Annotated in this window: 26 protein-coding genes and 1 pseudogene; 9 read left to right on the top strand and 18 right to left on the bottom strand. The window is 34.9% G+C overall.

What is annotated here, in order from left to right; translation table 11 throughout:
• Positions 1-43: 43 nt before the first annotated feature.
• Entirely contained in the window at positions 44-2,332 is a 2,289-nt protein-coding gene (gene metE / locus ACXVYO_RS22365) for a 5-methyltetrahydropteroyltriglutamate--homocysteine S-methyltransferase (protein WP_458468518.1), read from the top strand.
• A 37-nt stretch (positions 2,333-2,369) separates the two neighbouring features.
• On the opposite strand, the gene comJ is transcribed toward metE, so the two are convergent.
• Positions 2,370-2,759 (bottom strand): competence protein ComJ, encoded by a 390-nt coding sequence (gene comJ, locus ACXVYO_RS22360; protein ID WP_458468517.1) that lies wholly within the window; start codon positions 2,757-2,759, stop codon positions 2,370-2,372.
• A 36-nt stretch (positions 2,760-2,795) separates the two neighbouring features.
• Positions 2,796-3,230, bottom strand: a complete 435-nt coding sequence (nucA, locus tag ACXVYO_RS22355) for a DNA-entry nuclease (RefSeq protein ID WP_458468516.1) — start codon at positions 3,228-3,230, stop codon at positions 2,796-2,798.
• 238 nt (positions 3,231-3,468) lie between these two features.
• Here nucA and ACXVYO_RS22350 point away from each other — a divergent pair, with 238 nt between their 5' ends.
• Positions 3,469-4,218 (top strand): DUF3967 domain-containing protein, encoded by a 750-nt coding sequence (locus tag ACXVYO_RS22350; protein WP_458468515.1) that lies wholly within the window; start codon positions 3,469-3,471, stop codon positions 4,216-4,218.
• Between the two features lie 38 nt (positions 4,219-4,256).
• Here ACXVYO_RS22350 and kinB read toward each other — a convergent pair whose 3' ends face one another.
• Entirely contained in the window at positions 4,257-5,531 is a 1,275-nt protein-coding gene (kinB, locus tag ACXVYO_RS22345; protein WP_458468514.1) for a sporulation sensor histidine kinase KinB, read from the bottom strand.
• A gap of 309 nt (positions 5,532-5,840) precedes the next feature.
• On the opposite strand from kinB, the gene ACXVYO_RS22340 reads away from it, so the two are divergent.
• Positions 5,841-6,041 (top strand): hypothetical protein, encoded by a 201-nt coding sequence (locus tag ACXVYO_RS22340; RefSeq protein ID WP_000929285.1) that lies wholly within the window; start codon positions 5,841-5,843, stop codon positions 6,039-6,041.
• Positions 6,042-6,163: 122 nt separating this feature from the next.
• Positions 6,164-7,327 (top strand): aminotransferase A, encoded by a 1,164-nt coding sequence (locus ACXVYO_RS22335; RefSeq protein ID WP_229134315.1) that lies wholly within the window; start codon positions 6,164-6,166, stop codon positions 7,325-7,327.
• A 13-nt stretch (positions 7,328-7,340) separates the two neighbouring features.
• Here ACXVYO_RS22335 and malR read toward each other — a convergent pair whose 3' ends face one another.
• From malR to ACXVYO_RS22315, 4 genes are all read right to left on the bottom strand, one after another.
• Positions 7,341-8,363 (bottom strand): maltose operon transcriptional repressor MalR, encoded by a 1,023-nt coding sequence (gene malR / locus ACXVYO_RS22330; RefSeq protein ID WP_458468513.1) that lies wholly within the window; start codon positions 8,361-8,363, stop codon positions 7,341-7,343.
• A 282-nt stretch (positions 8,364-8,645) separates the two neighbouring features.
• Positions 8,646-9,488, bottom strand: coding sequence for a maltosaccharide ABC transporter permease MalD (gene malD / locus ACXVYO_RS22325; RefSeq protein WP_001022594.1), 843 nt, complete (start codon positions 9,486-9,488; stop codon positions 8,646-8,648).
• On the bottom strand, positions 9,489-10,787 hold the full coding sequence (gene malC / locus ACXVYO_RS22320; RefSeq protein ID WP_071721312.1) for a maltosaccharide ABC transporter permease MalC: 1,299 nt from the start codon (positions 10,785-10,787) through the stop codon (positions 9,489-9,491).
• A 64-nt stretch (positions 10,788-10,851) separates the two neighbouring features.
• Positions 10,852-12,111 (bottom strand): extracellular solute-binding protein, encoded by a 1,260-nt coding sequence (locus ACXVYO_RS22315; RefSeq protein WP_458468512.1) that lies wholly within the window; start codon positions 12,109-12,111, stop codon positions 10,852-10,854.
• 323 nt (positions 12,112-12,434) lie between these two features.
• Between ACXVYO_RS22315 and ACXVYO_RS22310 the strand changes: the two genes are divergently transcribed.
• On the top strand, positions 12,435-14,195 hold the full coding sequence (locus ACXVYO_RS22310) for an alpha-glycosidase (RefSeq protein WP_458468511.1): 1,761 nt from the start codon (positions 12,435-12,437) through the stop codon (positions 14,193-14,195).
• Positions 14,196-14,232: 37 nt separating this feature from the next.
• Here the strand turns inward: ACXVYO_RS22310 and malL are convergent, their stop codons facing one another.
• Positions 14,233-15,909 carry an oligo-1,6-glucosidase gene (gene malL / locus ACXVYO_RS22305; protein WP_458468510.1) on the bottom strand — a complete coding sequence of 559 codons (1,677 nt, stop codon included), beginning with the start codon at positions 15,907-15,909 and terminating at the stop codon, positions 14,233-14,235.
• A 263-nt stretch (positions 15,910-16,172) separates the two neighbouring features.
• Between malL and ACXVYO_RS22300 the strand changes: the two genes are divergently transcribed.
• Positions 16,173-17,273, top strand: coding sequence for an ABC transporter ATP-binding protein (locus ACXVYO_RS22300; RefSeq protein ID WP_000818940.1), 1,101 nt, complete (start codon positions 16,173-16,175; stop codon positions 17,271-17,273).
• Positions 17,274-17,339: 66 nt separating this feature from the next.
• On the opposite strand, the gene ACXVYO_RS22295 is transcribed toward ACXVYO_RS22300, so the two are convergent.
• The 3 genes from ACXVYO_RS22295 to ACXVYO_RS22285 form a co-directional block, all read right to left on the bottom strand.
• Entirely contained in the window at positions 17,340-17,849 is a 510-nt protein-coding gene (locus tag ACXVYO_RS22295; protein WP_000218424.1) for an SDR family NAD(P)-dependent oxidoreductase, read from the bottom strand.
• Between the two features lie 64 nt (positions 17,850-17,913).
• Positions 17,914-18,012: a hypothetical protein gene (locus ACXVYO_RS22290; RefSeq protein ID WP_000145656.1), complete on the bottom strand. Its 99-nt coding sequence runs from the start codon at positions 18,010-18,012 to the stop codon at positions 17,914-17,916.
• Between the two features lie 334 nt (positions 18,013-18,346).
• Positions 18,347-18,802: an RDD family protein gene (locus ACXVYO_RS22285; RefSeq protein ID WP_000769076.1), complete on the bottom strand. Its 456-nt coding sequence runs from the start codon at positions 18,800-18,802 to the stop codon at positions 18,347-18,349.
• A gap of 131 nt (positions 18,803-18,933) precedes the next feature.
• Here ACXVYO_RS22285 and ACXVYO_RS22280 point away from each other — a divergent pair, with 131 nt between their 5' ends.
• Complete coding sequence (locus ACXVYO_RS22280; protein ID WP_000758776.1) at positions 18,934-19,365, top strand: DUF3997 domain-containing protein; 432 nt, start codon at positions 18,934-18,936, stop codon at positions 19,363-19,365.
• Between the two features lie 46 nt (positions 19,366-19,411).
• On the opposite strand, the gene ACXVYO_RS22275 is transcribed toward ACXVYO_RS22280, so the two are convergent.
• Both ACXVYO_RS22275 and ACXVYO_RS22270 read right to left on the bottom strand, forming a co-directional pair.
• Positions 19,412-20,176, bottom strand: a complete 765-nt coding sequence (locus ACXVYO_RS22275) for a hypothetical protein (protein ID WP_458468509.1) — start codon at positions 20,174-20,176, stop codon at positions 19,412-19,414.
• 36 nt (positions 20,177-20,212) lie between these two features.
• Positions 20,213-20,941, bottom strand: coding sequence for a DUF4184 family protein (locus ACXVYO_RS22270; protein WP_458468508.1), 729 nt, complete (start codon positions 20,939-20,941; stop codon positions 20,213-20,215).
• Positions 20,942-21,259: 318 nt separating this feature from the next.
• Here ACXVYO_RS22270 and ACXVYO_RS22265 point away from each other — a divergent pair, with 318 nt between their 5' ends.
• Positions 21,260-21,985 carry an AAA family ATPase gene (locus ACXVYO_RS22265; RefSeq protein ID WP_458468507.1) on the top strand — a complete coding sequence of 242 codons (726 nt, stop codon included), beginning with the start codon at positions 21,260-21,262 and terminating at the stop codon, positions 21,983-21,985.
• Positions 21,986-22,013: 28 nt separating this feature from the next.
• On the opposite strand, the gene ACXVYO_RS22260 is transcribed toward ACXVYO_RS22265, so the two are convergent.
• The 3 genes from ACXVYO_RS22260 to ACXVYO_RS22250 form a co-directional block, all read right to left on the bottom strand.
• Entirely contained in the window at positions 22,014-23,189 is a 1,176-nt protein-coding gene (locus tag ACXVYO_RS22260; protein ID WP_088097600.1) for an acetyl-CoA C-acetyltransferase, read from the bottom strand.
• A gap of 139 nt (positions 23,190-23,328) precedes the next feature.
• Positions 23,329-23,778, bottom strand: coding sequence for an NUDIX hydrolase (locus tag ACXVYO_RS22255; protein ID WP_063263325.1), 450 nt, complete (start codon positions 23,776-23,778; stop codon positions 23,329-23,331).
• Between the two features lie 109 nt (positions 23,779-23,887).
• Positions 23,888-24,181: a DUF3928 family protein gene (locus ACXVYO_RS22250; protein WP_000288327.1), complete on the bottom strand. Its 294-nt coding sequence runs from the start codon at positions 24,179-24,181 to the stop codon at positions 23,888-23,890.
• A gap of 160 nt (positions 24,182-24,341) precedes the next feature.
• Here ACXVYO_RS22250 and ACXVYO_RS22245 point away from each other — a divergent pair, with 160 nt between their 5' ends.
• On the top strand, positions 24,342-24,959 hold the full coding sequence (locus ACXVYO_RS22245) for a DUF955 domain-containing protein (protein WP_458468506.1): 618 nt from the start codon (positions 24,342-24,344) through the stop codon (positions 24,957-24,959).
• A 15-nt stretch (positions 24,960-24,974) separates the two neighbouring features.
• On the opposite strand, the pseudogene ACXVYO_RS22240 reads toward ACXVYO_RS22245, so the two are convergent.
• Both ACXVYO_RS22240 and ACXVYO_RS22235 read right to left on the bottom strand, forming a co-directional pair.
• A pseudogene (locus ACXVYO_RS22240) lies at positions 24,975-25,132 on the bottom strand (DNA-binding protein); the annotation flags it as partial.
• 22 nt (positions 25,133-25,154) lie between these two features.
• A complete protein-coding gene (locus tag ACXVYO_RS22235; RefSeq protein ID WP_458468505.1) occupies positions 25,155-25,916 on the bottom strand; it encodes a DUF1129 domain-containing protein in 762 nt (253 codons plus the stop codon).
• Positions 25,917-25,925: the final 9 nt, after the last annotated feature.

Below are 25,925 nucleotides of genomic sequence, written 5' to 3'. Positions count from 1 at the left end.
TAGTAAACGGAAATGCTTACTTTCAATTAGGGAGGAATTTGAAATGGCAATTCAAACAAGTAATTTAGGTTATCCACGTATCGGACTACAAAGAGAGTGGAAAAAAACATTGGAAGCTTTTTGGTCCAATAAAATCGATGAAGAACAATTTTTAACAACGATGAAAGAAATTCGCCTTCAACACGTTAAAGTACAGCAAGAAAAAGGGATTGAACTCATTCCAGTTGGCGACTTTACATATTATGATCACGTTTTGGATACTGCTTATATGCTAGGATTTATCCCATCACGTTTTTCTGAGTTTACATCTTACCTTGATGTGTATTTCGCAATGGCGCGTGGCTCTAAAGATCACGTAGCTTCCGAAATGACAAAATGGTTTAATACAAACTATCACTATATCGTTCCTGAATATGAAGAGGGATTACAAATCTCTTTAAAAGATAATCGTCCACTTCGCTTATACGAAGAGGCAAAACAAGAATTAGGAGTAGATGGAAAGCCTGTTATTTTAGGACCATATACTTTCTTGAAATTAGCTAAAGGTTATACACAAGAACAATTCGCTACTATTTTAAAACAATTAGTTGCGCCATACGTACAACTGCTTTCAGAACTATATGCAGCTGGTGCACAAGTCATTCAAATTGATGAACCGATTTTTGCTTCTTTAACGAAAGAAGAAGTGCAACAAGCAAAAGAAATTTATGAAGCTATTCGTAAAGAAGTTCCAAATGCGACTCTTCTTTTACAAACATATTTTGATAGTGTAGAAGAAAACTATGAAGAAATTATTACATTCCCTGTATCCGGTATTGGATTAGATTTCGTTCATGGTAAAGAAGGTAATCTAAATGCTATTTCAAAATATGGATTCCCAGCTGATAAAACTTTAGCTGTCGGTTGTATAGATGGCCGTAACATTTGGAGAGCTGACCTTGATGAAGTTCTTACGTTATTTACAACGTTACAAAAACAAGTCCAAACGAAAGATTTTATCGTTCAGCCTTCTTGTAGCTTATTGCATACACCAATCGATAAAACAGAAGAAACCCACTTATCGACTGAGCTATTTGATGCGTTAGCATTTGCAAATCAAAAATTAGAAGAGTTAGTTCTTATTCATTCCGCTCTGACTCAAGGTACAGAAAGCATTAGTAATGAGCTGGAAACATACCGAAATGTACATCATACAATTCGTTCATCTGCTGCACGTAACCGAGAAGATGTTAAAGCAGCACGAACAGCACTAAAAGAAGAAGATTTTTCACGTCCTCTTCCATTTGAAAAGCGATACGAATTACAACAAGTTGCCCTAGAGTTACCATTGTTACCAACAACAACTATCGGTAGCTTCCCGCAAACAACTGAAGTTCGTCAAACGCGAAAAGAATGGCGTAACGGTGTTATTTCAAATGAACAATATGAACAATTTATTGAAAAAGAGACAGAAAAGTGGATTCGTTACCAAGAAGAAATTGGTCTTGATGTCCTTGTACATGGTGAGTTTGAAAGAACTGACATGGTCGAATATTTCGGTGAGCGTCTTGCTGGTTTCTCATTCACTAAAAACGGTTGGGTACAATCATACGGTTCCCGCTGCGTAAAACCACCTGTTATTTATGGTGATGTAGCCTTTATTAACGGAATGACTATTAAGGAAACTGTTTATGCACAAAGCTTAACAGAGAAAGTTGTAAAAGGAATGTTAACTGGACCTGTTACAATTTTAAATTGGTCCTTCGTTCGAAATGACATTCCAAGAAAAGAAGTTTCGTATCAAATTGCATTAGCTCTTCGTCACGAAATTGAATTACTTGAGTCTTCCGGAATTCGAGTAATCCAAGTCGATGAGCCAGCACTTCGTGAAGGAATGCCACTAAAAGAAAAAGATTGGGACGCTTATATTACATGGGCAGTACAATCCTTCCTTTTAGCAACTTCTTCTGTAGCAAATGAAACACAAATTCATACTCATATGTGTTACAGTAACTTCGAAGATATTGTTGATGCGATTCGCGCATTAGATGCAGATGTGATTTCTATCGAAACTTCAAGAAGTCACGGTGAATTTATTGATACATTAAAACATACCACATATGAAAAAGGCATCGGTCTAGGTGTATATGATATTCATAGCCCACGTGTACCGAGTAAAGATGAAATGTATAAAATCGTAGAACAATCTTTAGAAGTATGCGATCCTAAATATTTCTGGATTAATCCTGATTGTGGTTTAAAAACGAGAAGAACAGAAGAAGTTATTCCAGCTTTAGAGCACATGGTGCAAGCAGCAAAAGATGCTCGCTCCCTGCTAAAAACAAACGCATAACAAAAATGGGTTATCCTTGTTGAGGATAACCCATTTTTTATTCTTTACTTTCAAAAAAGAATTCGTATTGTATTTTATATAATTCATCATCCGTTGGTTCTTCAAGAGGGGTTGCTTGTAATACAACTGTATACTCACCATTTGGAATAGGGATTTGAAATTTATTTGAAAGAATACTTGTTACAACGATACATTCATTTTCAACTGTGAAAGGAACTGTAACCGTTCTAACCACGTCTTCTTTCTCAATATGTTTCCCAGGGGTCACTTTTACATCACAAGTATAATCAGAGAGTGCTTCAAAAATAACAGCTCCATCCGCCTTCGCATAACCTCTTTCAAAATCTTCATCTGTCCAGTCAACGTAAGGCTGCTCACCGTCATAGTTCATCAACATTAATTGCGAATACGAAATTGTTAACTCCATCGTTCCCCTTCTCCTTCACTATGAAATATGTAACTACTACTTTACGTCAAATTTCACACGCGTACCATCTGGGTATTTATCTAACTTATTTCCTACCCAAGACCCTGCCCCGCGGTTATCTGCCGGACTTATATATTCAATATGTGCTCCTTTTCCGCCTTCTTTACACATTGCCATTGGCCATTCATCACGATCATACCCTTTTTTTGATGGGTATGGAGCTAACGATAATTTTCTTCTATCCGCAGCACCACCACGGTCGATTGTACAAACTTCTGAATGCCCTTCTTTTATAGCATCCGTAATATGTTTCCCTGTCTCTGGATATCGCTCTTTCGAAAATTCTAGAACTTGATCATACGCATTTGTTTTTTTGATACTTGTTTCCTCTGGAACAAGTACTTCATACACCGCTACTACAATAGAAAGAATTGCAATAATTGAAATGATAATACCTTTTAATTGCTTCATGTATACCTCCATGATTCTCTACCAGTTTCTTTTCCTCAGTTATTATAACAAACTTCTCCTGTATATGTTTTCAGACATTATTTTAGTTCTTCTTCGTCATTCCGCCAAAAACTCTCATTTTTCTCCACCTTTTCACTAATGCTGTAGAAAACTAATAGCCTTCCGACATTCTTTTTCAAAGGAAGTCCTCATAAAAGATTGAAATGATATATACGATACTTTTTGGGGAGGAAATATTATGGAAGCTACCTATAAAACGAAAGATGTCACGAATAAAACAGGCATCCCAAAACATATAGTTCGCAAATATAGTCAACTGTTAGAGGAACATGGTTATATGATTTCCAAAACAGCTGATGCTCGTATTTATAAACTGGATGATTTAAAACTATTGAAATCTATACATGAAAGAGCTGCTACATTGCAAGAAGATATTTCAGAAACGATACCCCTTATTTTAAAGGAAAAAGAGGCCCCACCTGTACCAGTTATACAAGATACGCAAGAAATACAACCGAAAGAAAAAGAAGATGGGCGTAACTTTGAGGAATTCATGTTAAAACTTGAAATGCTCGCTCAATTAAATGAAGCAATTATTCATCAAAATTCTACCCTTATTACCCAAAATCGTTTAAAAGACGAAAAGCTAGATGAATTGATGCAACAAGTCTATGTAAAAGAAGGCTCTCAAGAAAAAATGCTACAAGAGTTAGTAGATCATGCCGCTCAAACAGATGCCCTGCAAAAAGAAAAGATGGACTTATTAATGAATCATATGTATAAACGAGAATCTAAGCAAGAAGAAAAAATGAATAAACTCGTAAATCAAATTTATAATAAAGACAGCAATCGGGATGCACAACTTATGCAAGTGATTCGCGAAATTCAAGAAACAAAAAGAATGGTTGCTGCTTCAAAAGAGCAAGGATTCTTGCAATCATTTAAAAGTTTATTTAGCCGAGCAAAACAAGAAAAAACAAATGAATAAACAATATAAAATAAAAAGTTACCTTCCATCGGTAACTTTTATTCCTTATTTCTTACAGCTGGCAATATAATAATCGCTTCCGTCCCTTTCCCACTTTCGCTTTTATATTCCAGCGTACCATTATGCGCTTGTAAAATACTAAATGTTACCATAAGCCCTAACCCTGTCCCTTTTTCTTTTAAAGAATAATATGGTTGTCCTAGCCTTGCTAACTGTTCTTTCGTCATTCCAACACCACTATCTTTAACTCTTATTACAATCGTTTCATCTTTTTGCATAGCCGTTACTTTTAAATATCCTTTATTTCCTTGAATTGCTTCAATACCATTTTTAACAACATTCATAATAGCTTGCTTCAATTTCGTCTTATCACCGATCGTATAAAGACTTTCAGAAATCTCAACTTGCAAATATACACCTTGCATCGCTGCAAATGATGACATAAGAGTTGTCATTTCTATTAATTGAGCCGATAAGCAAATGTGTTCTTTTTTCTCAATTTGTGGCCTTGCTAAATTTAAATAATCTGAAATAATTTGTTCTGCCCGATCTAATTCGGCTAATACGAGACGCATATAATCCTTATTTTTCACATCTTCCGTACTTTCTAACAATTGAATAAAACCACGAACAACAGTGAGTGGATTTCGAACCTCATGTGCAACACTTGCTGCCAACTCACTTACAATATTAAGCTTTTCTGATTTTTGCATCTCTGTACGTAGTATTGCATTTTCATTTAAATATTCTGTTAAGTACACCTGAAATACCATTGTCATAACCATAATAAGCGAAGCAAATATATATCCGCTATATAGGTGCGAAATATGCGGTGTAAACCCCGTTTCTAACAGAACGTTAATCATACCAATCACTAAAGAAACAAGTACGTACAATGATGAAATCATAAATGCTAAAATTAGCTTTTTATCCCTAGAAAATAGCGACCATTTCTTTGATAAAAATAATGGAACTATTAATAGAAATATTACTTCTATGACTGGAAGAAGGTTCATTCCTTTTAGCGCCCATTCATATGCAACAAAAATAACGGCCGGGATTAAACCAACAATCCCACCATATAGAAAACCACTAACGATCGGGATTGGGTGAAAGTTATACCCACAAATGTCACCAAAACAAATAGAGTATGTCATGGAGAGAACGAGTGTAATACTAGATAGAAACATAATAAAGTAGCGGTTCGGCTTCGGAGGCATTTCTTGATAACGATTTAGGCGAATCGCTTCATATAAAAATAGTGGCAAAATAATGATGGCAATTTGGATCATTAAATCACGGATAAGCTCCATAGCCTCTCATCCCCTATATGTATTTTGATATGATTATATCATTTTACGGGTTTATTTGTTTTAAAATTTTGATTTTTCTTAACATATTTGTTAATTCTTTGTTAACAACACATAATAATTGTTACAGATTTTCGAAATGAATGTAAACCCTGTACCAAATTTCTGCCGGGCAGTATACAATGAATACGGATTACAAAGAAAATAAAAAATACTTCATGAGACGGACAACTATAGCAAAATACAGCATATAATCCATACTATCTATGTTTACAAATAAGTGATCATTATTTTAGTAGGAGGAAGATAAATATGGCGGGTACTACGCTTGTTTTAAAAGAAGAAAATTTGGTCGTTCTAGAAAATGTTGAAAAATCAGTATATGAAGAGTTACAGCATAAAACCGGAGAAGAAAATTGCACATGTGCTGTGAATGAATCAGTTGTTCACCTTGGCAAAGTATCCTCTGTACTTTGGAATGAAGATGAAATAGATTGGGAGTACGGATATTAAAAAGTCGCTTACAGCGGCTTTTTTTCTATTCTCCCCCCTTTCTACATAACATATACGCAAGCGAAATCATAGAAAATATGTTAAAATGAACTTAATTTTCAAACGGAAGAAAGGGAGATACAATGGAACAATTCATTAATCCTAGAGTGAAGGACATCCAAATTTCTGGGATCCGTCAATTCTCTAACATGATTCAAAACTATGATAATCTTATCTCTTTAACAATTGGACAACCCGATTTCCCTACACCTTCTCTCGTAAAAGAAGCGGCAAAACGGGCTATTACAGAAAATTACACAAGCTATACACATAACGCCGGGTTATTAGAATTACGCAAGGCAGCTTGTAACTTTGTAAAAGATAACTACGATTTACAGTATTCACCTGAAAACGAAACCATCGTTACAATCGGTGCCAGTGAAGCAATTGATGTCGCATTCCGAACAATTTTAGAGCCAGGAACAGAAGTTATTTTACCTGCCCCTATTTATCCAGGATACGAACCAATTATTCGATTATGCGGCGCAACACCTATTTTTATCGATGTTCGTGAAACTGGCTTCCGTTTAACAGCCGAAGCACTAGAAAATGCTATTACAGAAAAAACAAGATGCGTCGTACTACCGTATCCTTCTAATCCAACTGGTGTAACTTTATCAAAAGAAGAACTACAAGATATTGTAACTGTTTTAAAAGATAAAAATATTTTCGTCCTTTCTGATGAAATTTATAGCGAACTTGTATATGAACAAAAGCATACGTCTATCGCTCATTTCCCAGAAATGCGTGAAAAAACTATCGTCATTAACGGTTTATCAAAATCTCATTCTATGACTGGCTGGCGTATCGGTCTATTATTTGCACCAAGCTATTTAGCAGGACATATACTAAAAGTTCATCAGTACAACGTAACGTGCGCTACTTCAATCGCTCAGTACGCTGCAATTGAAGCATTAACAGCTGCTAAAGATGCACCAAAAATGATGCGTCATCAATACAAAAAGCGCCGTGATTACGTATATAATAGACTCATTCAAATGGGCTTAACAGTTGAAAAGCCAACAGGTGCATTTTACTTATTCCCATATGTTGGTCACTTAACATCTTCATCATTTGATTTTGCACTTGATCTTGTCAAAGAAGCTGGACTCGCTGTCGTTCCTGGGACAGCATTTTCTGAATATGGTGAAGGCTATCTTCGCTTGTCCTATGCGTATAGTATTGAAACTTTAAAAGAAGGCTGTGATCGATTAGAGGCCTTTCTACAACAAAAAGCTAAGAGTTAAACTCTTAGCTTTTTTATGCATAATGATCGCAAGTTTGACGCTTCAATAATTTATGAGGAATAATAATACACTTTGCAGTAGACTCCGCATTCTCTACTTTATCAACTAAAGCTTTTGCTGCCTCATACCCTAGTTGATATATATTCACATCAACTGTCGAAAGTGGCGGACTCGCAATTTCTGATAATAAAGCATTATTAAAGCTTATAATGGAAACATCCTTTGGTACAACGAATCCTTTTTTAGAAAGTGCACTTAACACACCAAGTCCAATTAAATCATCCGTTGCCACAATTGCTGTCGGTGGTTGCTTCAGCCCCATTAACTCTTCAACGGCTTGTTGACCACTTTCCCTCGAAAAATCAAAATGTAAAATATACTCTTTTGGTAATACAATGTCTGCTAATTTTAAAGCATCACTCATACCAGCCAAACGATCTCTCGTTACAAGTAAATCTGATCCACCGCCGATGAACGCGATTTGTTTATGACCTAATGAAATCAAATATTCTGCTACTTCTCTTGCAGCTGTATAATTGTCATTATCTACATATGTAATTTCATCTTTTCGATCATATGGTTTCCCAATTAAAACAAACGGGAAATTTTGTTGATGCAAATATTGAATAATCCGATCATTCTCTCTTGAATATAAAAGAATAATGCCACCAATTTGGCGTCCCTGCACCATCTTTACTACACCATTAAAAATTTCATCTTCCGTTTCACCTGTTGACATATAAAGTGCATACCCTTCTACATGTGCAAATGAACTAATCCCTCTTATAACTTCTGGGAAAAACGGATTTTGAAAAGCTTTACTTGCAGAACTTGGCATAACAAGTCCAAGTGTTTTCGTTGTTTGGTTAGCTAGATTTCTTGCGTTTAAATTGGGATGATACCCTAGTTCACTCATTACTTTCCGAACACGACGCTTTGTTTTTTCACTTATACTTGGATTATCAGCAATTACACGAGAAACGGTAGATGGTGCTACATTGGCCTTCTTCGCCACATCTTTAATTGTAACTGTCATAAAAATCCCCCTCCTCTCACTTCTCTGCCATTTTTTATATATTTTTATCTTGCACCCGTTGCAAGTAATAGGAGAAGTCATTAACTTTCATTGATTCTATCTTGTAAAACCTATCATATTCTCCCTCTCCATGTATTGTAAGGGATATAGCTCTTTTTTCCTATACTATAATATACTATTTATTTCACTTCTTTTCATATGTGATGTCAAATCTCTTTTCATCGCCCTATAAATTTTTTTATAGGGCGATGAAAAGAAAAATGGGACGTAACGTCCCATTTTTCATCCTTTCGTACCTCCAGCAGTTAAACCAGAGATAAAGTATTTTTGTAGTGATAGGAATAAAATTGAAATTGGGATTGCAATCAATACTGAACCCGCTGCGAACGTTGTAAATTCATTACCAAATTTCTTCGCTACCATTTCATATAACCCAACTGCTAACGTATAATTTTCTGGTGTGCGCAAAATAACACTCGCTAAAATGAAATCTGTAAATGGACCGATAAAAGTGAATAACGCCACAACCGCCACGATTGGCTTTGCAAGTGGCATAATGATTTGCCAAAAAATACGGAAATGTCCTGCCCCATCCATACGAGCTGACTCATCCAATTCTTTCGGAATCGTATCAAAATATCCTTTCATAAGCCATGTATTCATTGGAATTGCCCCGCCTACATAAATTAAAATTAATGCAAGGTGCGTATCGATTAACCCTGTTAACTGTGCTAATACGTATAGAGCGATTAGCGCTGCAAAGTTCGGAATCATTTGTAGAATTAAAAATGTTAATAAACCATTTTTTCTTCCAACAAAACGGTATCTTGAAAATGCATAAGCAGTAAAACTAATTGCTAATACTGAGAAAATCATCGTTATAACACTTACTTTTAATGTGTTTTTATACCATAGTAGATAATTACTATTCTCTAAATCTAATAACTTACGATAATGATCTAACGTTGCATTTTGCGGAATAATACTTGATCCAGATAAACTATCACCCGGATTAAACGATGAGCCAATAATCCATAATAACGGATAGAAAATAATGGCACACATTACGAAAATAACGAAATAACTTAATGAGAGACGTAACATCTTTTGTCTTTTAATATTCATTTACATCATATCCTCTTCTTGGAATGATTTTGTTCTCTTAAATTGCCATAACGCAACTGTAATAACGATTAACGATAATATCATTGTAAGGGCTGCTGCTTTCCCGTACTGCGCTGAAGTCATCGTTAACTTATAAATCCATGAAATTAAAATATCCGTTCCACCTGCGTCTTGTCCAGCTACAGCAGGACCTCCGCCGTTAAATAGATAGATGATACTAAAGTTATTAAAGTTAAACGTATATTGCGTAATTAATATTGGTGCTGTTGCATATAGAACAAGTGGCAATGTAATTTTACGAAACTGTTGCCAAGCTGTAGCTCCATCTACTGTAGCAGCTTCATATAACTCCCCTGGAATCGATTGCAGTATACCTGTTGTCATTGCAAAGACGAACGGGAATCCAAGCCATGTTTGAATCATAATTAAAGCGATTTTTGCCCAAAACGGATCTGTCATCCAAGCAATCTTTTCGATCCCGAATAACGCCAATACTTGATTGTTAATTGCTCCAAATGTTTCATTAAACATACCAGAGAAAACAAGAATAGATACGAATGCTGGGACCGCCCACGGTAAAATGAAGATTGTTCGAATAATTGCCTTCCCTTTAATACCAGGCTGATTTACGATAATCGCTAAGAAAATACCAAGTGCAACTTGTAATGTCGTTGCAACGAATGTCCAAATGACAGTCCAAGAAAATACGCTTAAAAATGTCTCTCTCCACATCGGTAATGTAAAGATATCAATAAAGTTTTTGAAGCCCACCCAATCTACTAATTTAGCTGGAGGAGAGTGGTATAAATCATAATTCGTAAATCCAATTAAAATTACGAAGATGATTGGAAATACAACTACAAAGATAAGTAATAGAAAGCCTGGTGAAACCATTAAATATGGAAAACCTTGATCTAGTAAATTACGGTATTGCTCTTTTACAGAGTTTAATGGTGTTCCTATATCACGTTTCTTCCCGTTTTGGTATGCATCATATAAATTAAATGCATATATTCCAAGTCCAAACACGATGACAATGAGTGCCAAGATTCCTTCTACTAATAGAAAGACAGAATGGTCACGTGGAACTTCTGTACCAAGCGTTACAATTCCCCATAATCCCATATTTAATAAATCAGCAAATGCTACAATAAATGAACCTGTTAATACTAGAAAAATAAGACCTTTTACAAATTGTTTATTATACATTTGGCCCATGCCTGGAATGATTGATAACATGGTTGCCATTTTCCTATGTTTTGAACCGTTTAAGCCGTTTGCTGGTTCCAATGTTTGCATGTTCCTTCCCCCTTTTTTCTGGGAGAGAATTCGTGCCTCTCATATTAGAGGCACGAATTTCACCTTATTTTTGCTTACTATGATTTGCCTCAATATTACCTTTAATTTGCTTCACTGCATTATCAAGTGCTGCTTTTGGTGCCTCTTTCTCCGTAACAACTAATTGAAGCGCATCTCCAGCTGGTTTCCATACTTCTTGCATTTCTGGAATGTTTGGCATTGGAATTCCATTTTCAGATTGCGTTGCAACTGCTTTTGCAGCTTCATTATCTTTAATAATTGGATCTTCCATTACTGATTTTACTGGAGGAATTTCTTTTGTTTTCTCAAATCGAATTTTTGCGTTTTCTTCATTCGTTACCCATTCAGTGAACTTTGTAGCTAAATCATTTTGTTTAGAGAAACTTGTTACATGCCATCCTTTAACCCCAACAAACGTTTTCATTGCTTGACCATTTGGTAATTTCGGCATTGGAGCAACACCATAATCAATTCCGTTCTTTTCCATTGCTTGGAACGCCCATGGGCCGTTCATGATAGATGCTGCTTTTCCTTCATTAAATAGTCCATCAGCAGCAGGTCCACCAGATTCACCGATAATACCTTTCGGGAATAACTTTTCTTTGTACCATTTTTGAAGGTATTCCGCACCTTGTACTGCTCCGCTATTATTTAATCCAACATCACTTGCATTTGGCTTTCCATCTTTTTCACCAAACACATAACCACCCATACCTGCCATGAATGCATTAGCAAAGTAGAAGTTATCTCCTAGTGTTAAAAATCCGTACTTGCCATCCTTCGTAAATTCTTTTGAGAAGTTAAACAGCTCGTCCATCGTTTCTGGTGCTTTTGGCATTAATTTTTTATTGTAAATAAAGATTGGTGTCTCAATTGCTTTTGGTAAACCATATAATTTTCCGTTATATGTCTGTGCTGCTATTGATGAATCAGTAAATTTACTCTTTACAGCATCATCAGCTTTCACTTCTGAAAGTAGACCTTCTGTTACTGCGTTTCCGATTTGATCATGTGGCAATGTTACAACATCTGGTCCAGTCCCCGCTGGTCCATCAAGGCGTAACTTCTTCACTTGATCTGTCATTTGCATTTCAACAACTTTTACTTTTACTTTATATTTTTCCTCAAAGCTTTTCACTGCTGGTTCTAAAGCAACACCTTTTTTATCATCTTCCCAAACGAGAAGATCGTAATCTTTCTTTGCTTTACTTTCTTCTTTTTTCCCTGAATCTTTCGGTCCACATGCAGATAACATACCAATTGATAATGCTGAAATCGTTAATAATGATAATGCTTTCTTCATCCCAAAAACCTCCCTAAGTTGTATATGTACCTTACTAATTGAAAACGTTTGCATTTCATGTTTTAATAGAAGCGCAAACAATATCTCAATCTATGAAAACGTTTGCGCTATTTGTCTATCATTATACATTCTTTTATTCATTTTGCAAATATTAATTTTAAAATATTATTACTACATTCCTTATACATTGACTTTATATGAAATGAATACTACTCTTATAAGCAATATTAAAGCTATGCAAAAAGCAATCGTTTGCAACATATACTTTATTATTGTACTTAAGGGAACAATATGTATGGAGATATTAAAGGGGGATTTTCTATATGCTTAAAGAAGCCATTTATCATAGGCCAAAAGATAATTACGCATACGCTTACGATGAAAAAACGATTCACATCCGTATACGTACTCAAAGAGAAGATGTTCAAAGCGCCACTCTTATTTACGGTGATCCTTATGACTGGAAAGATGGGAAATGGATTACATCAAATACACCGATGAAAAAAACTGGTTCTACCGCATTGTTTGATTATTGGTCCATTTCTATCGAACCGAAATTTAAGCGCTTACGTTATGGATTTGAATTAAAAAATGATACAGAAACGCTTATTTATTCAGAACGCGGATTTTTCTCTACCATTCCAAATGATGACGTTGGTAACTTTTTCTGTTTTCCATTTATTCATGCAAATGATGTATTCAAAGTACCTTCTTGGATCAAAGACACCGTTTGGTATCAAATTTTCCCAGAACGGTTCGCGAATGGAGATCGTGCGCTAAATCCAGAAAATACTCTTCCTTGGGGCAGCACTGAGCCAACTCCAACTAATTTTTTCGGCGGAGATTTTGCTGGTATTATTCAAAACCTTGATTACCTTGTTAAGCTTGGAATTTCAGGAATATATTTCACCCCTATTTTCAAAGCACATTCAAACCATAAATATGACACCATTGACTACATGGAAATCGATCCGCAATTCGGGACGAAGGAAACGTTCAAAGAACTCGTTCAGGCATGTCATACACACGGTATAAAAGTAATGCTCGATGCCGTGTTTAATCATAGTGGATACTTTTTCGATAAATTTCAAGACGTACTAAAAAATGGTGAGCAATCAGCATATAAAGAGTGGTTCCATATTCATGAGTTTCCAATTAGAACTGAGCCACTTCCGAATTATGATACTTTTGCGTTTACACCATTTATGCCTAAATTAAATACAGCACATCCTGATGTAAAAGAGTATTTACTTGAAGTAGGGCGTTATTGGGTAAGAGAATTCAATATAGATGGTTGGCGCCTTGATGTAGCAAATGAAGTCGATCACAGCTTTTGGAAAGAATTCCGAAGTGAGATAAAGACATTAAATCCTGAAGTCTATATTTTAGGAGAAATTTGGCACGATGCACTACCATGGCTACAAGGAGATCAATTTGATGCTGTAATGAGCTATCCTGTTACAAATGCTCTACTGTCTTACTTAGCCAACGATTCCATTAAAGCAAATGAATTTATGAAACAAATTACAGAATCTCTACATTCCTATTCTATGAACGTAAATGAAGCAGCCTTTCATTTATTAGACAGCCATGATACACCAAGAATATTGACAACATGTAACGGAGATAAAAATAAGTTAAAGTTACTTTATATATTCCACCTTTCTTTCATCGGCTCTCCTTGTATTTATTATGGAGACGAAATTGGTATGGACGGCGGTATGGATCCAGATTGCCGCAAATGTATGGTTTGGGATACGAAAGAACAAGATCATCTATTATTTACACATGTACAAACATTAATTTCATTACGAAAGCAATATAAAGCATTTGGAGGACATGGTACGTTCCAATTCATCGAAGCAAATGATGAATATAATTATATTTCTTATACGAAAACATACGAAGATGAAACTATCTTTTTCGTTTTAAATCCGACTGATAGTGACATTACAGCTTCACTTCCTCTCCACGTTACTGGAAAGAAAATCATTAATATTTATACAAACGAAGAATTTTCAGCGGAAGCAAATGCATTACAAGTTACACTTCCTCCATATGGATTCTCAATCTTAAAATGGTAATAAAAAATCCTTATACCAAGTGGTATAAGGATTTTTCTTATTTCAATTTAAATACCATCGCTTCATACGGACGTAATGTCATGTTATCTATCGATCCATTCTCTACGTCGTAATTGTGTATGAATAACTCTGCTTCACTATACTTAATGTCCTCAGGCAATTCAAATACACATTCTTCCGCCGTAAAGTTTGCAATGACAAGAAGTTTTTCTTCTCCATATGTTCTTACGTATGCAAAAATAGAAGGGTTATTCTCTAATATTAAATCATATGATCCATACACAATAATCTCATTATTTTTACGTAACTCAATTAATTTTTTATAGTAATAATAAATTGAATCTTTATTTTGGATCGCTTGTTTCACATTGATTTCTTTATAGTTAGGGTTTACCGTAATCCAAGGCTCACCTGTTGTGAATCCAGCATGATTCTGATCGTCCCACTGCATCGGTGTTCTAGCATTATCTCGGCCTTTTATATAAATAGACTGCATCACTTTATCTATATCTTCACCGCGCTCTATCACTTTTTCCTTATACATATTTAATGTTTCAATATCTCGATATTCATCAATCGATTCAAATCGAACGTTTGTCATTCCGATTTCTTCTCCTTGATAAATATACGGTGTTCCTTTCATCATATGAAGTACCGTCGCTAACATTTTCGCAGATTCAATGCGATACATTTCATCATTACCAAAACGAGATACAACGCGAGGCTGATCATGGTTATTCCAATACAGGCTATTCCATCCAGTATACTCTAATGCTTTTTGCCATTTCGTTAAATTCTCTTTTAAAGTAAGAAGTGAACATGGTTTTACATCCCATTTTCCGCCTTCACCTGAATCTAAATCCATATGTTCAAATTGGAATACCATCTGCAGTTCTTTTCGTTCTTCCCCAGTATACATTTTCGCCTCTTCTGTCGTTACACCAGGCATTTCACCAACCGTCATAATATCATAATGAGACAATACTTCCTCATTCATTTCATGTAAATATTTATGAATGTTTGGACCGTTCATAAAATGCTTATGACCTGAAACATATCCCTCTTCTTCTGTTTCAACAGCTGGTAAGCCCTCTTCTTTAGAAATAAAATTAATAACATCCATACGGAAGCCATCAATTCCTTTTTCTAACCAAAACTTCATCATTTCATAAACATCTTGTCTTACCTTTTCATTATCCCAATTTAAATCCGGCTGTTTTTTAGAAAACAGATGTAAATAATATTCATCTGTTATTTCATCATACTTCCATGCTGATCCACTAAAAGCTGCGCCCCAGTTGTTCGGCTCTTTTCCTTCTTTTCCAGGACGCCATATATAGTAATCTCTATATTTATTATCTTTTGATTTACGTGATTCAATAAACCAATTATGTTCATCAGAAGTATGGTTAACAACTAAGTCCATCATAAGTTTCATATTACGTTCATGCATTTCATGTAGTAGCTCATCCCAATCTTCCATCGTTCCGAACTCATTCATAATTTTACAATAATCACTTATATCATAACCATTATCATCATTTGGAGATTCATAGACCGGCGATAACCAAATGACATCAATCCCTAACTCTTTTAAGTAATCTAGCTTTGAAATAATACCACGAAGATCCCCAATACCATCACCGTTACTATCCATAAAGCTACGAGGATAAATTTGATATACTACACTTTCTTTCCACCACTGTTTTTCCATTATGCTACCCCATTTCATTAATAATTCGATTTTCTCTTTTTTCAAGGCGCAAACGTTTTCATTAATGAATGATAACAGATTCTATCTTAATTTAAAATAGCGCTTACAACTTTTTATTCTTATTTTTCTAAGAAAACATACGAACATTACTAATATTCCTCCAATAAATGAAAACGTTTTATTTTTTTGTTTATTTTTTGAATCTATTAGTTTATAATGAACTCAAAGAAAACGTTTGCATAATTTTTCTAGGGGGCAATACCATGGCAGAATTGAAATTAGAAAACATTTATAAAATATATGATAATAACGTAACAGCTGTAACAGATTTTAATTTACACATTCAAGATAAAGAGTTTATCGTATTTGTCGGTCCTTCTGGATGCGGAAAATCTACAACATTACGAATGGTGGCTGGACTTGAAGATATTTCAAAAGGAGAGTTTTCAATTGATGGTAAGCTAATGAATGATGTCCCTCCAAAAGATCGCGACATTGCAATGGTCTTCCAAAACTATGCTTTATATCCACATATGAGTGTGTATGATAATATGGCATTTGGATTAAAACTTAGAAAAATACCAAAAGATGAAATTGATCGTCGTGTGAAAAATGCAGCAAAAATTTTAGGACTGGAACAATATTTAGATAGAAAACCGAAAGCGTTATCTGGTGGACAACGTCAACGTGTTGCGTTAGGTAGAGCAATTGTTCGAGACGCGAAAGTTTTCTTAATGGATGAGCCTTTATCCAACTTAGACGCTAAATTACGTGTTGCAATGCGCTCAGAAATTTCTAAATTACACCACCGCCTTGGAACGACAACAATTTACGTAACACATGATCAAACAGAAGCAATGACAATGGCTTCACGTCTCGTTGTTATGAAAGACGGAAAGATTCAACAAATCGGAACTCCAAAAGAAGTATATGAAACACCTGAAAACATTTTCGTTGGTGGATTTATTGGCTCTCCAGCGATGAATTTCTTCCGTGGTAAATTAACTGAAACTGATTTTGTTATAGACAATGCAATAAAAATTAAAGTAACTGAAGGAAAAATGAAGATGTTACGTGAACAAGGCTATGTAAATAAGGAAATTGTTTTAGGTATTCGCCCTGAAGACATTCATGATGAACTCTTATTTTTAGAAGCTTCACAATCTACTGCCTTCACAACAAAAATCGAAGTTGCTGAGTTACTTGGTGCTGAATCTATTTTATATATGAAACTTGGAGATCAAGATTTTGCAGCACGTGTTGATGCAAGACATACATTTTCACCTGGTGACGAAATTAAACTAGCATTGGATATGAATAAAGCGCATTTCTTTGATAGCCAAACTGAACAACGTATTCGTTAAAAAGTAATTTTCTACTATATAACATACAAAAAAACCGTCCACATATTTTGAGGGCGGTTTTCATTATTATACGAGGGCTTCTACTGTATGAAATGATTGTCCTTTCGTGCCAATAATACCGAAAATCGGTAAATCACTCAGCACCACTTCTTCTTGCTGTTTCATAAAAGATGACGTTAATTGTTTTATCTCTATCCAAACGTCATTAATACAAAGTACATTGGAATCGTTCTCTTGTTGGCGAGAAAAAATAGAATCTATTTTATATAAACCAGCATTTTGAAAAAGCATATCAATGCGACTGAATGCATTCAAAGTAATACTGATAACGCGTTGCCAATCTCCTTGCTTTCCCATATCATAGGATACAAAAAGTGCTTCTCCGCCTAGATTCGTAATTTCCTCCACTGTTGCTTGTCCACTTTCTTGATCAATGTCCGTCACAATTACTTTTGCGCCTTGTTTAGCCAACAAAAGAGCTGTATTACGTCCAATACCGATGCCACCGCCAGTTACGATAGCAACTTTTCCTGCAAGCTTCATTTTCATTACCCCTTCTATAAGTCTTACCGTTATTCAGTATACTGCTTTATGAGATTAGTCTGCAAGCAAGAAAAGTTGCTTATTCATTTGTAAGCGATTACTTTTTTATTCCTTCTTTTTTCTTACTATTACGCTGATCGAAAACTAAACCAATGAAAATTAAAATCCCCCAAAAGATTACGCTACCTCCAGTCATTTCAATTTCCCCCTTATTATATAAAGATATTATTTTAATTATTATAACATTATCTTAATTTTCAATCTATTAAAACCGGAAATGATATGGATTAACTTTTTCTTATTATATATCCTTTAAAATATATTTGAATAATAAAGTGAAACTTTAATCAGTGTGGGGTTTTCTTCATCCCCCACTGATTATCAGCCCTCACCAATCGGACTTTTATGGGCAGTTAATCCCCCACCTAACTTCTTTGCTTTCGCTGAATTTTGAGGTGGGGGTCTTACTGCCCATTAAAGCGGGATAAAAAAGACCCTCTTATTTTATATATAAAAAGGTCTCTGTTTTATTATACAAGACTTATCACTTTTGTTTTTGTAATTAAATCTTGAAAACCACAATTATCTTTGCGGAATAACATCATATATACGTTACATAATATCGGAATTCCAAGTAGCAATATGTTCGGTAATAACAATACAAAAAATCTTATAATTAATGTTTGTAATGTTAACTTTTCACTCTTCAATGAAATTAATTTTATTCTCGTTACCTTTTTACCAAGTGTAACACCGTTCCAAATAAAGGGTACCAAAATAAAATATATCGCCATTAATATAAAAACTACTGCGAGATCATATCTATAATCACCAAAACTAATATTAAAGCGATTAAAAATAGCACTATAATTTCCCGTCATAATAGCTACTACTGCACCATACATAACCGAGATTAAAAACATGTCAATTAGGGAAGCACCTATGCGATTCATTACAAGCGCTGGACGATGCATCTTTAACTTCATTTTATGTCGACTCCTTCATATCCTTCTTTACCCGTCTCATCGTACCACTTCTAAAAAACATTGTAAACTAGCGTTTCTCTTACTTTTCTTGTACAATGTGTTACAACAGCATTATAAAGGAGGTTCCCATATTGAAAAAATGGATAATCCTATTCGTCGCATTCCTATTAGCCGGTTGTGCTGGAAATACAAATCATATAACTTATACGATTAACGATGAATACGAACTCATACGTACTTCTGGAAATGCATTTGAACTTTTCCCATCGCAAGATGCTGTATATGCCACACAATACATTCCTGCAAAACTTACAGACATAGCTTGGGATGATAAATACATTATTGCAAAACAAATTGAGGAAAAATCAGATCCGAATAACCCTGACGGAGCAATTGCAAATAAAAAAAGTGAGCATTATTGGATTATTGATGTAAAGCATAATAAACGGTTTGGCCCTTATAATGAAAAGCAATTTAATGAACAAAAAGATGCGTTTAAAATTAAGGTACCTTTTCAAAGTGTAGATTCCTACATAAAAGAACAGAAAAAACAGTCAGCATAATAGTTTGAGCGCTGACTGTTTTTTCTTACATATTTTTAAAAACCTCTTACTCAGCAAGTGAGATGTTAAAAGTTTGTGGCTCTTTTACAACATCTTGCGTTTCTGTATCTGCTGCAACTACATTATCTGTTGTAAACTTAATATCCTTTACCTTTTCTTTTCCATCATCAAGTATTAAGCCGATAATACCATCTCTTTTTTCACCAGGCTTATAGTCTTCTCTTGATACATTTTTTGTACCAACGAGCGTATCTTCATCATATAAAAAGTTTTGAGTCGCTACTTTAAAATGTTGCTTATCATTAATCGTAACATCATTCATAGAGAAAAATTGCATATTTTTATTCCCGCTATTTTCCACCTTATATGTAATTTCAACGTAACGAATCGTATCACTAATCTCAGTACCACTGATCGATGCATATAACTCCGCATCTTCTTGACTTACTTTATCTCCTAATCTACGCTTTACTTCTTCAGGAGTTAATGCCGTATATACTTTTAATGTATTTTTTGCATCTTTACTCATCTGCGATAAAGAGATTACTTTCACATCTTGTACGTGAATTTTCATTGGTGCTACTTCAAATGTTTGATTTACAGAATGAATCTGTTCTAATTTAAAAGTACCCCACCCTGTTTCTTTCACTTTTTGTCCTACTTTTTTCAACTCACGCCCACCATATTCTTTTGTTTCAGGAATAGATTCTTTCTTCTTCGGTTCAGCTTTCTTTTCTTCTTGATGGAAGCAACCACTTAACATAAGAAGAAAACTACATAAAACAAAAATACTTTTCCATGCTTTCATCATATAATTTCTCCTAACACTATCATTCATTAATGTAAATTAGTCCCTTGCTTTGTAAACTATAGAAACAATAAGAAGTCCACAAAACGAACTTGTCAGTCCAGATACTATTATACCTCCTATTTGGAAAATATGAAAATAGGGATCTACGAACGCGTGAACGATAAATATAAGGGCTGCCACAATTATTACTGAAACCCAATACTTCCTTTTTTCTGAAGCTATCATAATATCTTTCCCTGTTTCATCTTTATACTTCCATAGTACGTATAATAGTAATAATAAACCTACACATGTACTTCCGTGTTGCATGTATTTATACACTGGAATACTATGTAACTCTCTTTGTAACAATGCTATTTTCATAACGAAGTAGCCTGTATGATGAGTAAACGCATCCCAAACAACATGCGTGAGCATACCAAATAAAGCGGAATAGCAAAATACAGAGAAATCCTTCCATGTATGAAGCCCCCACCTCTTATCTACTGCATATGTATAGTAGCCAGCAAACGTTTTTGGTAAATGTAATATAAACGGCTTTTTTAAAATGTAATGATATATGTATGCAAGTAGAAATACAAGCGGTAAATTTAAATATAAGAACCCAAGCCATGTATGGCCAATGATACCATATGGTCTAAAATGTAAAAAATATTCAAAATCAGGCGCCATACTCCCTAATATAAGAGCCGTTACTGAAATATAACTAGAATTTCGCTTAGTAAAAGGCAGAATAGCTGCTGGATGCGCAAATGTAAACGGCATGTTTTGACTCCTTTTCATATCTTCAATAGAATACCATCTATCATAACGATAGAATTGATCTTGATGCAATATTTATTTTCACATTGGAATATGATAGTTTACATGTTATAATCCACATGAAATATTCAGAAAATAAGGAGGGGTTCACGTGTCATTAACACTTGTCTTTTTTCTTGTTCTGTTTATCTTTTTTTTAGTACATACATTGGCTTCTTTCTATGGAAGCACTTCAATATACAATTTTATTCGCAAGTTGTCTTACACTTGTATTTGCTGCTTTTTTAGAATCAAAATCCGTTATGAATTGAGGTTTATATATTGATTGACGTACCCTTTTTAAAAAATGTCACATTAAAAAAAGAAAATATCCCTAGTTTTTCCGCATATCCTTACTGTTTACCCGCTATCCGAACATTACAATCACTAGCTTTCCACCCAAATGTAACATTCATTATTGGAGAAAATGGAACGGGTAAATCAACATTACTCGAAGCAATTGCAATTGCTTTAGGTTTTAACGCAGAAGGTGGAACGAAAAACTTTCGCTTTAGTACAAACGATTCCCATTCATCTTTACATGAATACCTTCGCATTTCCAAAAGTTTCAATACACCAAACGACGGTTTCTTTCTTCGTGCTGAATCATTTTATAACGTTGCTTCTTATATTGATGAAATAGATGCTATAAAATCTTATGGCGGTGTTTCACTTCACGAACAATCCCATGGTGAATCATTCTTTTCATTATTTATGAATCGTTTTTCAGGACAAGGTTTATACATTTTAGATGAGCCTGAGGCCGCTCTATCACCAATGAGACAACTTTCCATGCTCATTCGAATGCACGAACTAGCAGAACAAGGTTCACAATTTGTTATCGCGACGCATTCTCCTATTTTAATGGCTTACCCTGAATCCACTATATACTCTTTAACACAAGAAGGGATTCATGAAGCCACATTAGAAGACACCGAGCATTATCAAACGATGAAACTGTTCTTTGAAAACCGTGATCGACTATTCCAGCATCTATTTGAATCGTAAAAAAGAAGCAGCAATCGCTGCTTCTTTTTTATAGTGCTTCTATAAATAATGCTACCCCAATACCGCCACCGACGCATAGAGAGGCAATTCCTTTTTCTAAACCGCGTCTCTTCAATTCATGAATTAAACTTACCGTAATACGAGCTCCTGTACAACCGATTGGATGTCCAAGTCCTACACCGCTACCGTTTACATTCACTTTTTCACGATCTAGACCTAATTCTTTCTCTACAGCTAAGTATTGTGCAGCGAAAGCTTCATTAATTTCAAGTAAATCTGCATCTTCTAATGACCAATCTACTTTTTCTAATCCTTTACGAATTGCTGGTGCTGGTCCAATACCCATAATTTTCGGATCTACTCCAGCTACTGAATATCCAACAATTCTAGCTAACGGTTGTAAGCCTTTTTCTTTCGCTTTTTCTTCGCTCATTAATACTAGAACCGCACTTCCGTCATTAAGACCAGATGCATTACCTGCAGTTACTGATCCATCTTTACGGAAAGCTGGTTTTAATCCTGCTAATTTTTCCGCTGTAATATCTGCACGTGGATGTTCATCCTTCGAAAATACTACTTCTTTTCTACGTTCTTTTATCGTAATAGGAACAATTTGCTCGTCAAAGTATCCAGACTCGATTGCTTGTAGTGCCAATGTATGACTACGAAGCGCAACTTCATCTTGTTCCTCTCTTGTAATTTCATATTGGTCAACTAGATTTTCAGCTGTTTCACCCATCATAATATGGTGAATCGGATCTTCTAGTACTTCCCACACCGTATCACGAATTTCTCCGTGCTGTAGACGTTGTCCCCAGCGGTGCTGTTTTAATGCATAAGGGCTTGAACTCATTGCTTCTACTCCACCTGCAATAACAACATCACTTACACCTAATTGAATTTGCATTGCAGCTGACATAATTGCTTGCATACCTGAAGAACATTGGCGTTGGATTGTATAACCCGTAACTGTATCAGGAAATCCTGCCGCTAATGCAGCTGTTCTTGCAGTATTTGCTTCATCAGTTCTTTGAATACAATGACCTAAAATTACTTCATCAACTTCGTGTGGTTCTACCCCGCCTCGTTTTACAGCTTCCTGAAGTACAGGAACCGCTAATTCTACTGGCGTTACATTTTTTAGCGCTCCTCCAAAAGTTCCAATTGGCGAACGAACTGCAGCTGTAATAACAACATTATGCATTTTGCACTTGCCCCTCTCTTATGTACCCTAGTCAGTTTTTAGGTGAAATTCCATAAGATGTATGTCTACATTTATCATACTATAAACATACTAAAAAATCAAAATATTTAATATAATAAAAATAGAAGGAATTAACCTTCTATTCTGTTAATGCATATAAAAATTTTTGTAAAATTTTCTCTGTCGTTTCATTCAATTTTGGTAACTTATCTACCTGAAAATATTGAAGCTTCAATCCCTCATGATCAAGCCTTAACTCTCCACTCACATGATGCCCCTGATACAGATGAATGACATTAAAAATTTCATCTCCATTAGGATAACGGAAATATACTTCCTTTCCTGATAAGACACCTAGAAATTGCATTATTTTTGCAGTTAATCCCGTCTCCTCGAATAATTCTCGGCGAGCAGTTTCTTCAGTCGTTTCTCCTAGTTCCATCGCGCCGCCAGGTACACCCCAATCATATGTATCTGAACGATATTGAAGTAATACTTCTTGATTATCATTTAGTATAATTATTGCTGATCCAACGAGAATAAGTGGTCTTGTCCCAACGACTTTGCGTAACTCTTCAATATACCCCATTATGTAAACTCTCCTTTCCTCACCCTCCCTTATCATAACAAAATTTTTCTCCTTTTGTTGATGTAATTTCCAAGAAAAAAAAGGAAGCTTTCGCCTCCTTTTTTCACCCTTATTTCTTAAAACTTTCATATTTTACAGCTTCAAAAGCTTCTTCAATTTCATCATTACGATAATGAACATATGTAAAACGCCCTAACTCTACTAACCTTGCTATTTCTTGTAACGCTTTATGTTGCTCATATGTTTCCTCCAGCTTAATATGTACATAAAACTTCATTAATGGATGTTCATATAAAGGTTCTCCCACCTCTACATATACATCTTCTACCCCTTGCACAACTCTTACATAACTTGCAAATTGATAAAGAGCTTCTCTGTCTGAAACGATTTTTAATGTATACATATATTCTCCCCCTTTTCTTTACTATATCAAAAAGATGATCACACTACGTTATAGAACTATGAAATTTTTTCGACTTGTAATAAACAAGGCGTTTATCCATACGTAGGGTCTTTCTCTAACATATATTATAGGAAGAATTTTTTCAGTTGAGGTGTTCCTTATGGATCCATACGTCAATATATGTATTTGCATTACTCCAGGCGCCGATATTTCTGATGACCGTATCGCCAAAGATTTAGCAGTTGCAGAGTCAATTTGGCACCCGATTACATTTCAAATTAAAGACGTAATTATTTTAAATGAACTTTTTCGTTTTTCTGACCGTGAAATTAGTTATAAAAATTCTATTCAAAGTCAGGAAAAATTAGCATCCTTTTTCCAAACATGTGTAAATGAAGCTCCTGAATGCGACCTTTACATTTGTTATATTGGTAGTGATTATTTTAAAGAAACAGCCGTCATTGCCTGCGCTTACTCTTTAGCAAAACAACAGCAACTTACTGGTTATATCGTTTTAACAAATTCGGCTGCTCCTATGAAAAATATATATACGCTCGCTCATGAAGTCGGTCATATTTTATTCACAAGACGTATTCATGGAAAACTTACTCACGCAGATCCTCATTCACCAACTGGCTCGGAGCACCATCCCTCTCCAACAAATCTTATGTATCCGATAGTCCCGCGCCCTGAAAATGTCCATATTCAGTCACTATTAACGAACGAACAAAAAGCACTCTCTTTACAAAGTACTTTATTACAAAGAAAAAAACAGTAACAACCTTGTTACTGTTTAAAACAACTTATTCCAATCCATAAACGAAAGCCCGGCTGCAAAGGATACACTATACACCTAAACCGAATCCCTCTAAAAATCAAAATATAGTATTTCTTTGGAAATAATTTTTTGTATATCCAGAGCAGCCCTTTTCCTATAATAAAAAAATTCAGTTCGTTCACTATTAATATAAAGCTAGCTTACAGTTTTTTTCTCCTCATTTTTTAAAGACCATCGCATTAATACATATAAACTTCCGTACAGAAGTAAAGATTCTAACATTCCCCAGTATGGATTTTTCTCTCCCAACCCTTTAAATACAAACATTATTAATAGTGGTACAATAACAGCTAATATTCCAATCCATCCAAGTATGTACGCTTCACCAATTAACAACACTAATAAGACAATTCCAGCTAATATATAACTTTGCATAGTAGTTAATTGCAATACAGGTGTCCCATACCACTTGTTCATAAACATTAATAATACTAGTAATAAAATTGGTAGCAAAGCTGCTATATAAATAATGCTAAATTCTTTTATTTTGCTCTTAAACGATGACATTTTAAAAGCAAATATAATCCCTACAATCGTAATCATTAAAACAATTGGGTATCCAATCAATTGTACATTCGTTAATGTAAATTCATGATTTGGACTTTCAAATAAAATATTTATTAGTAACCAATATCCACCAATACCAATAATCATCCCTAAAATGCTTTTTATACTCCCGCCTTTATCCTTCTCCATCTCTTTCGCTAATTCTTCCGCATACTCTTTTGGTGAATCACCAAATATATCCTTTACCGTCTTTCCCTCTTTCTCGCCTTCTATTAAATGAAGTTCTGCATCTTCTAGAAAGGCGTCCACATCTTCTTCTTTTATTCCTTTTGTTATTAAATACACTTTCGTATCGATTAAAAACTTTTCTCCCTCTTTAGAAATCTGCATGATAACCCC

Source organism: Bacillus sp. BC08 (assembly GCF_054326875.1).
This window is presented reverse-complemented; position numbering and strand designations above follow the sequence as displayed.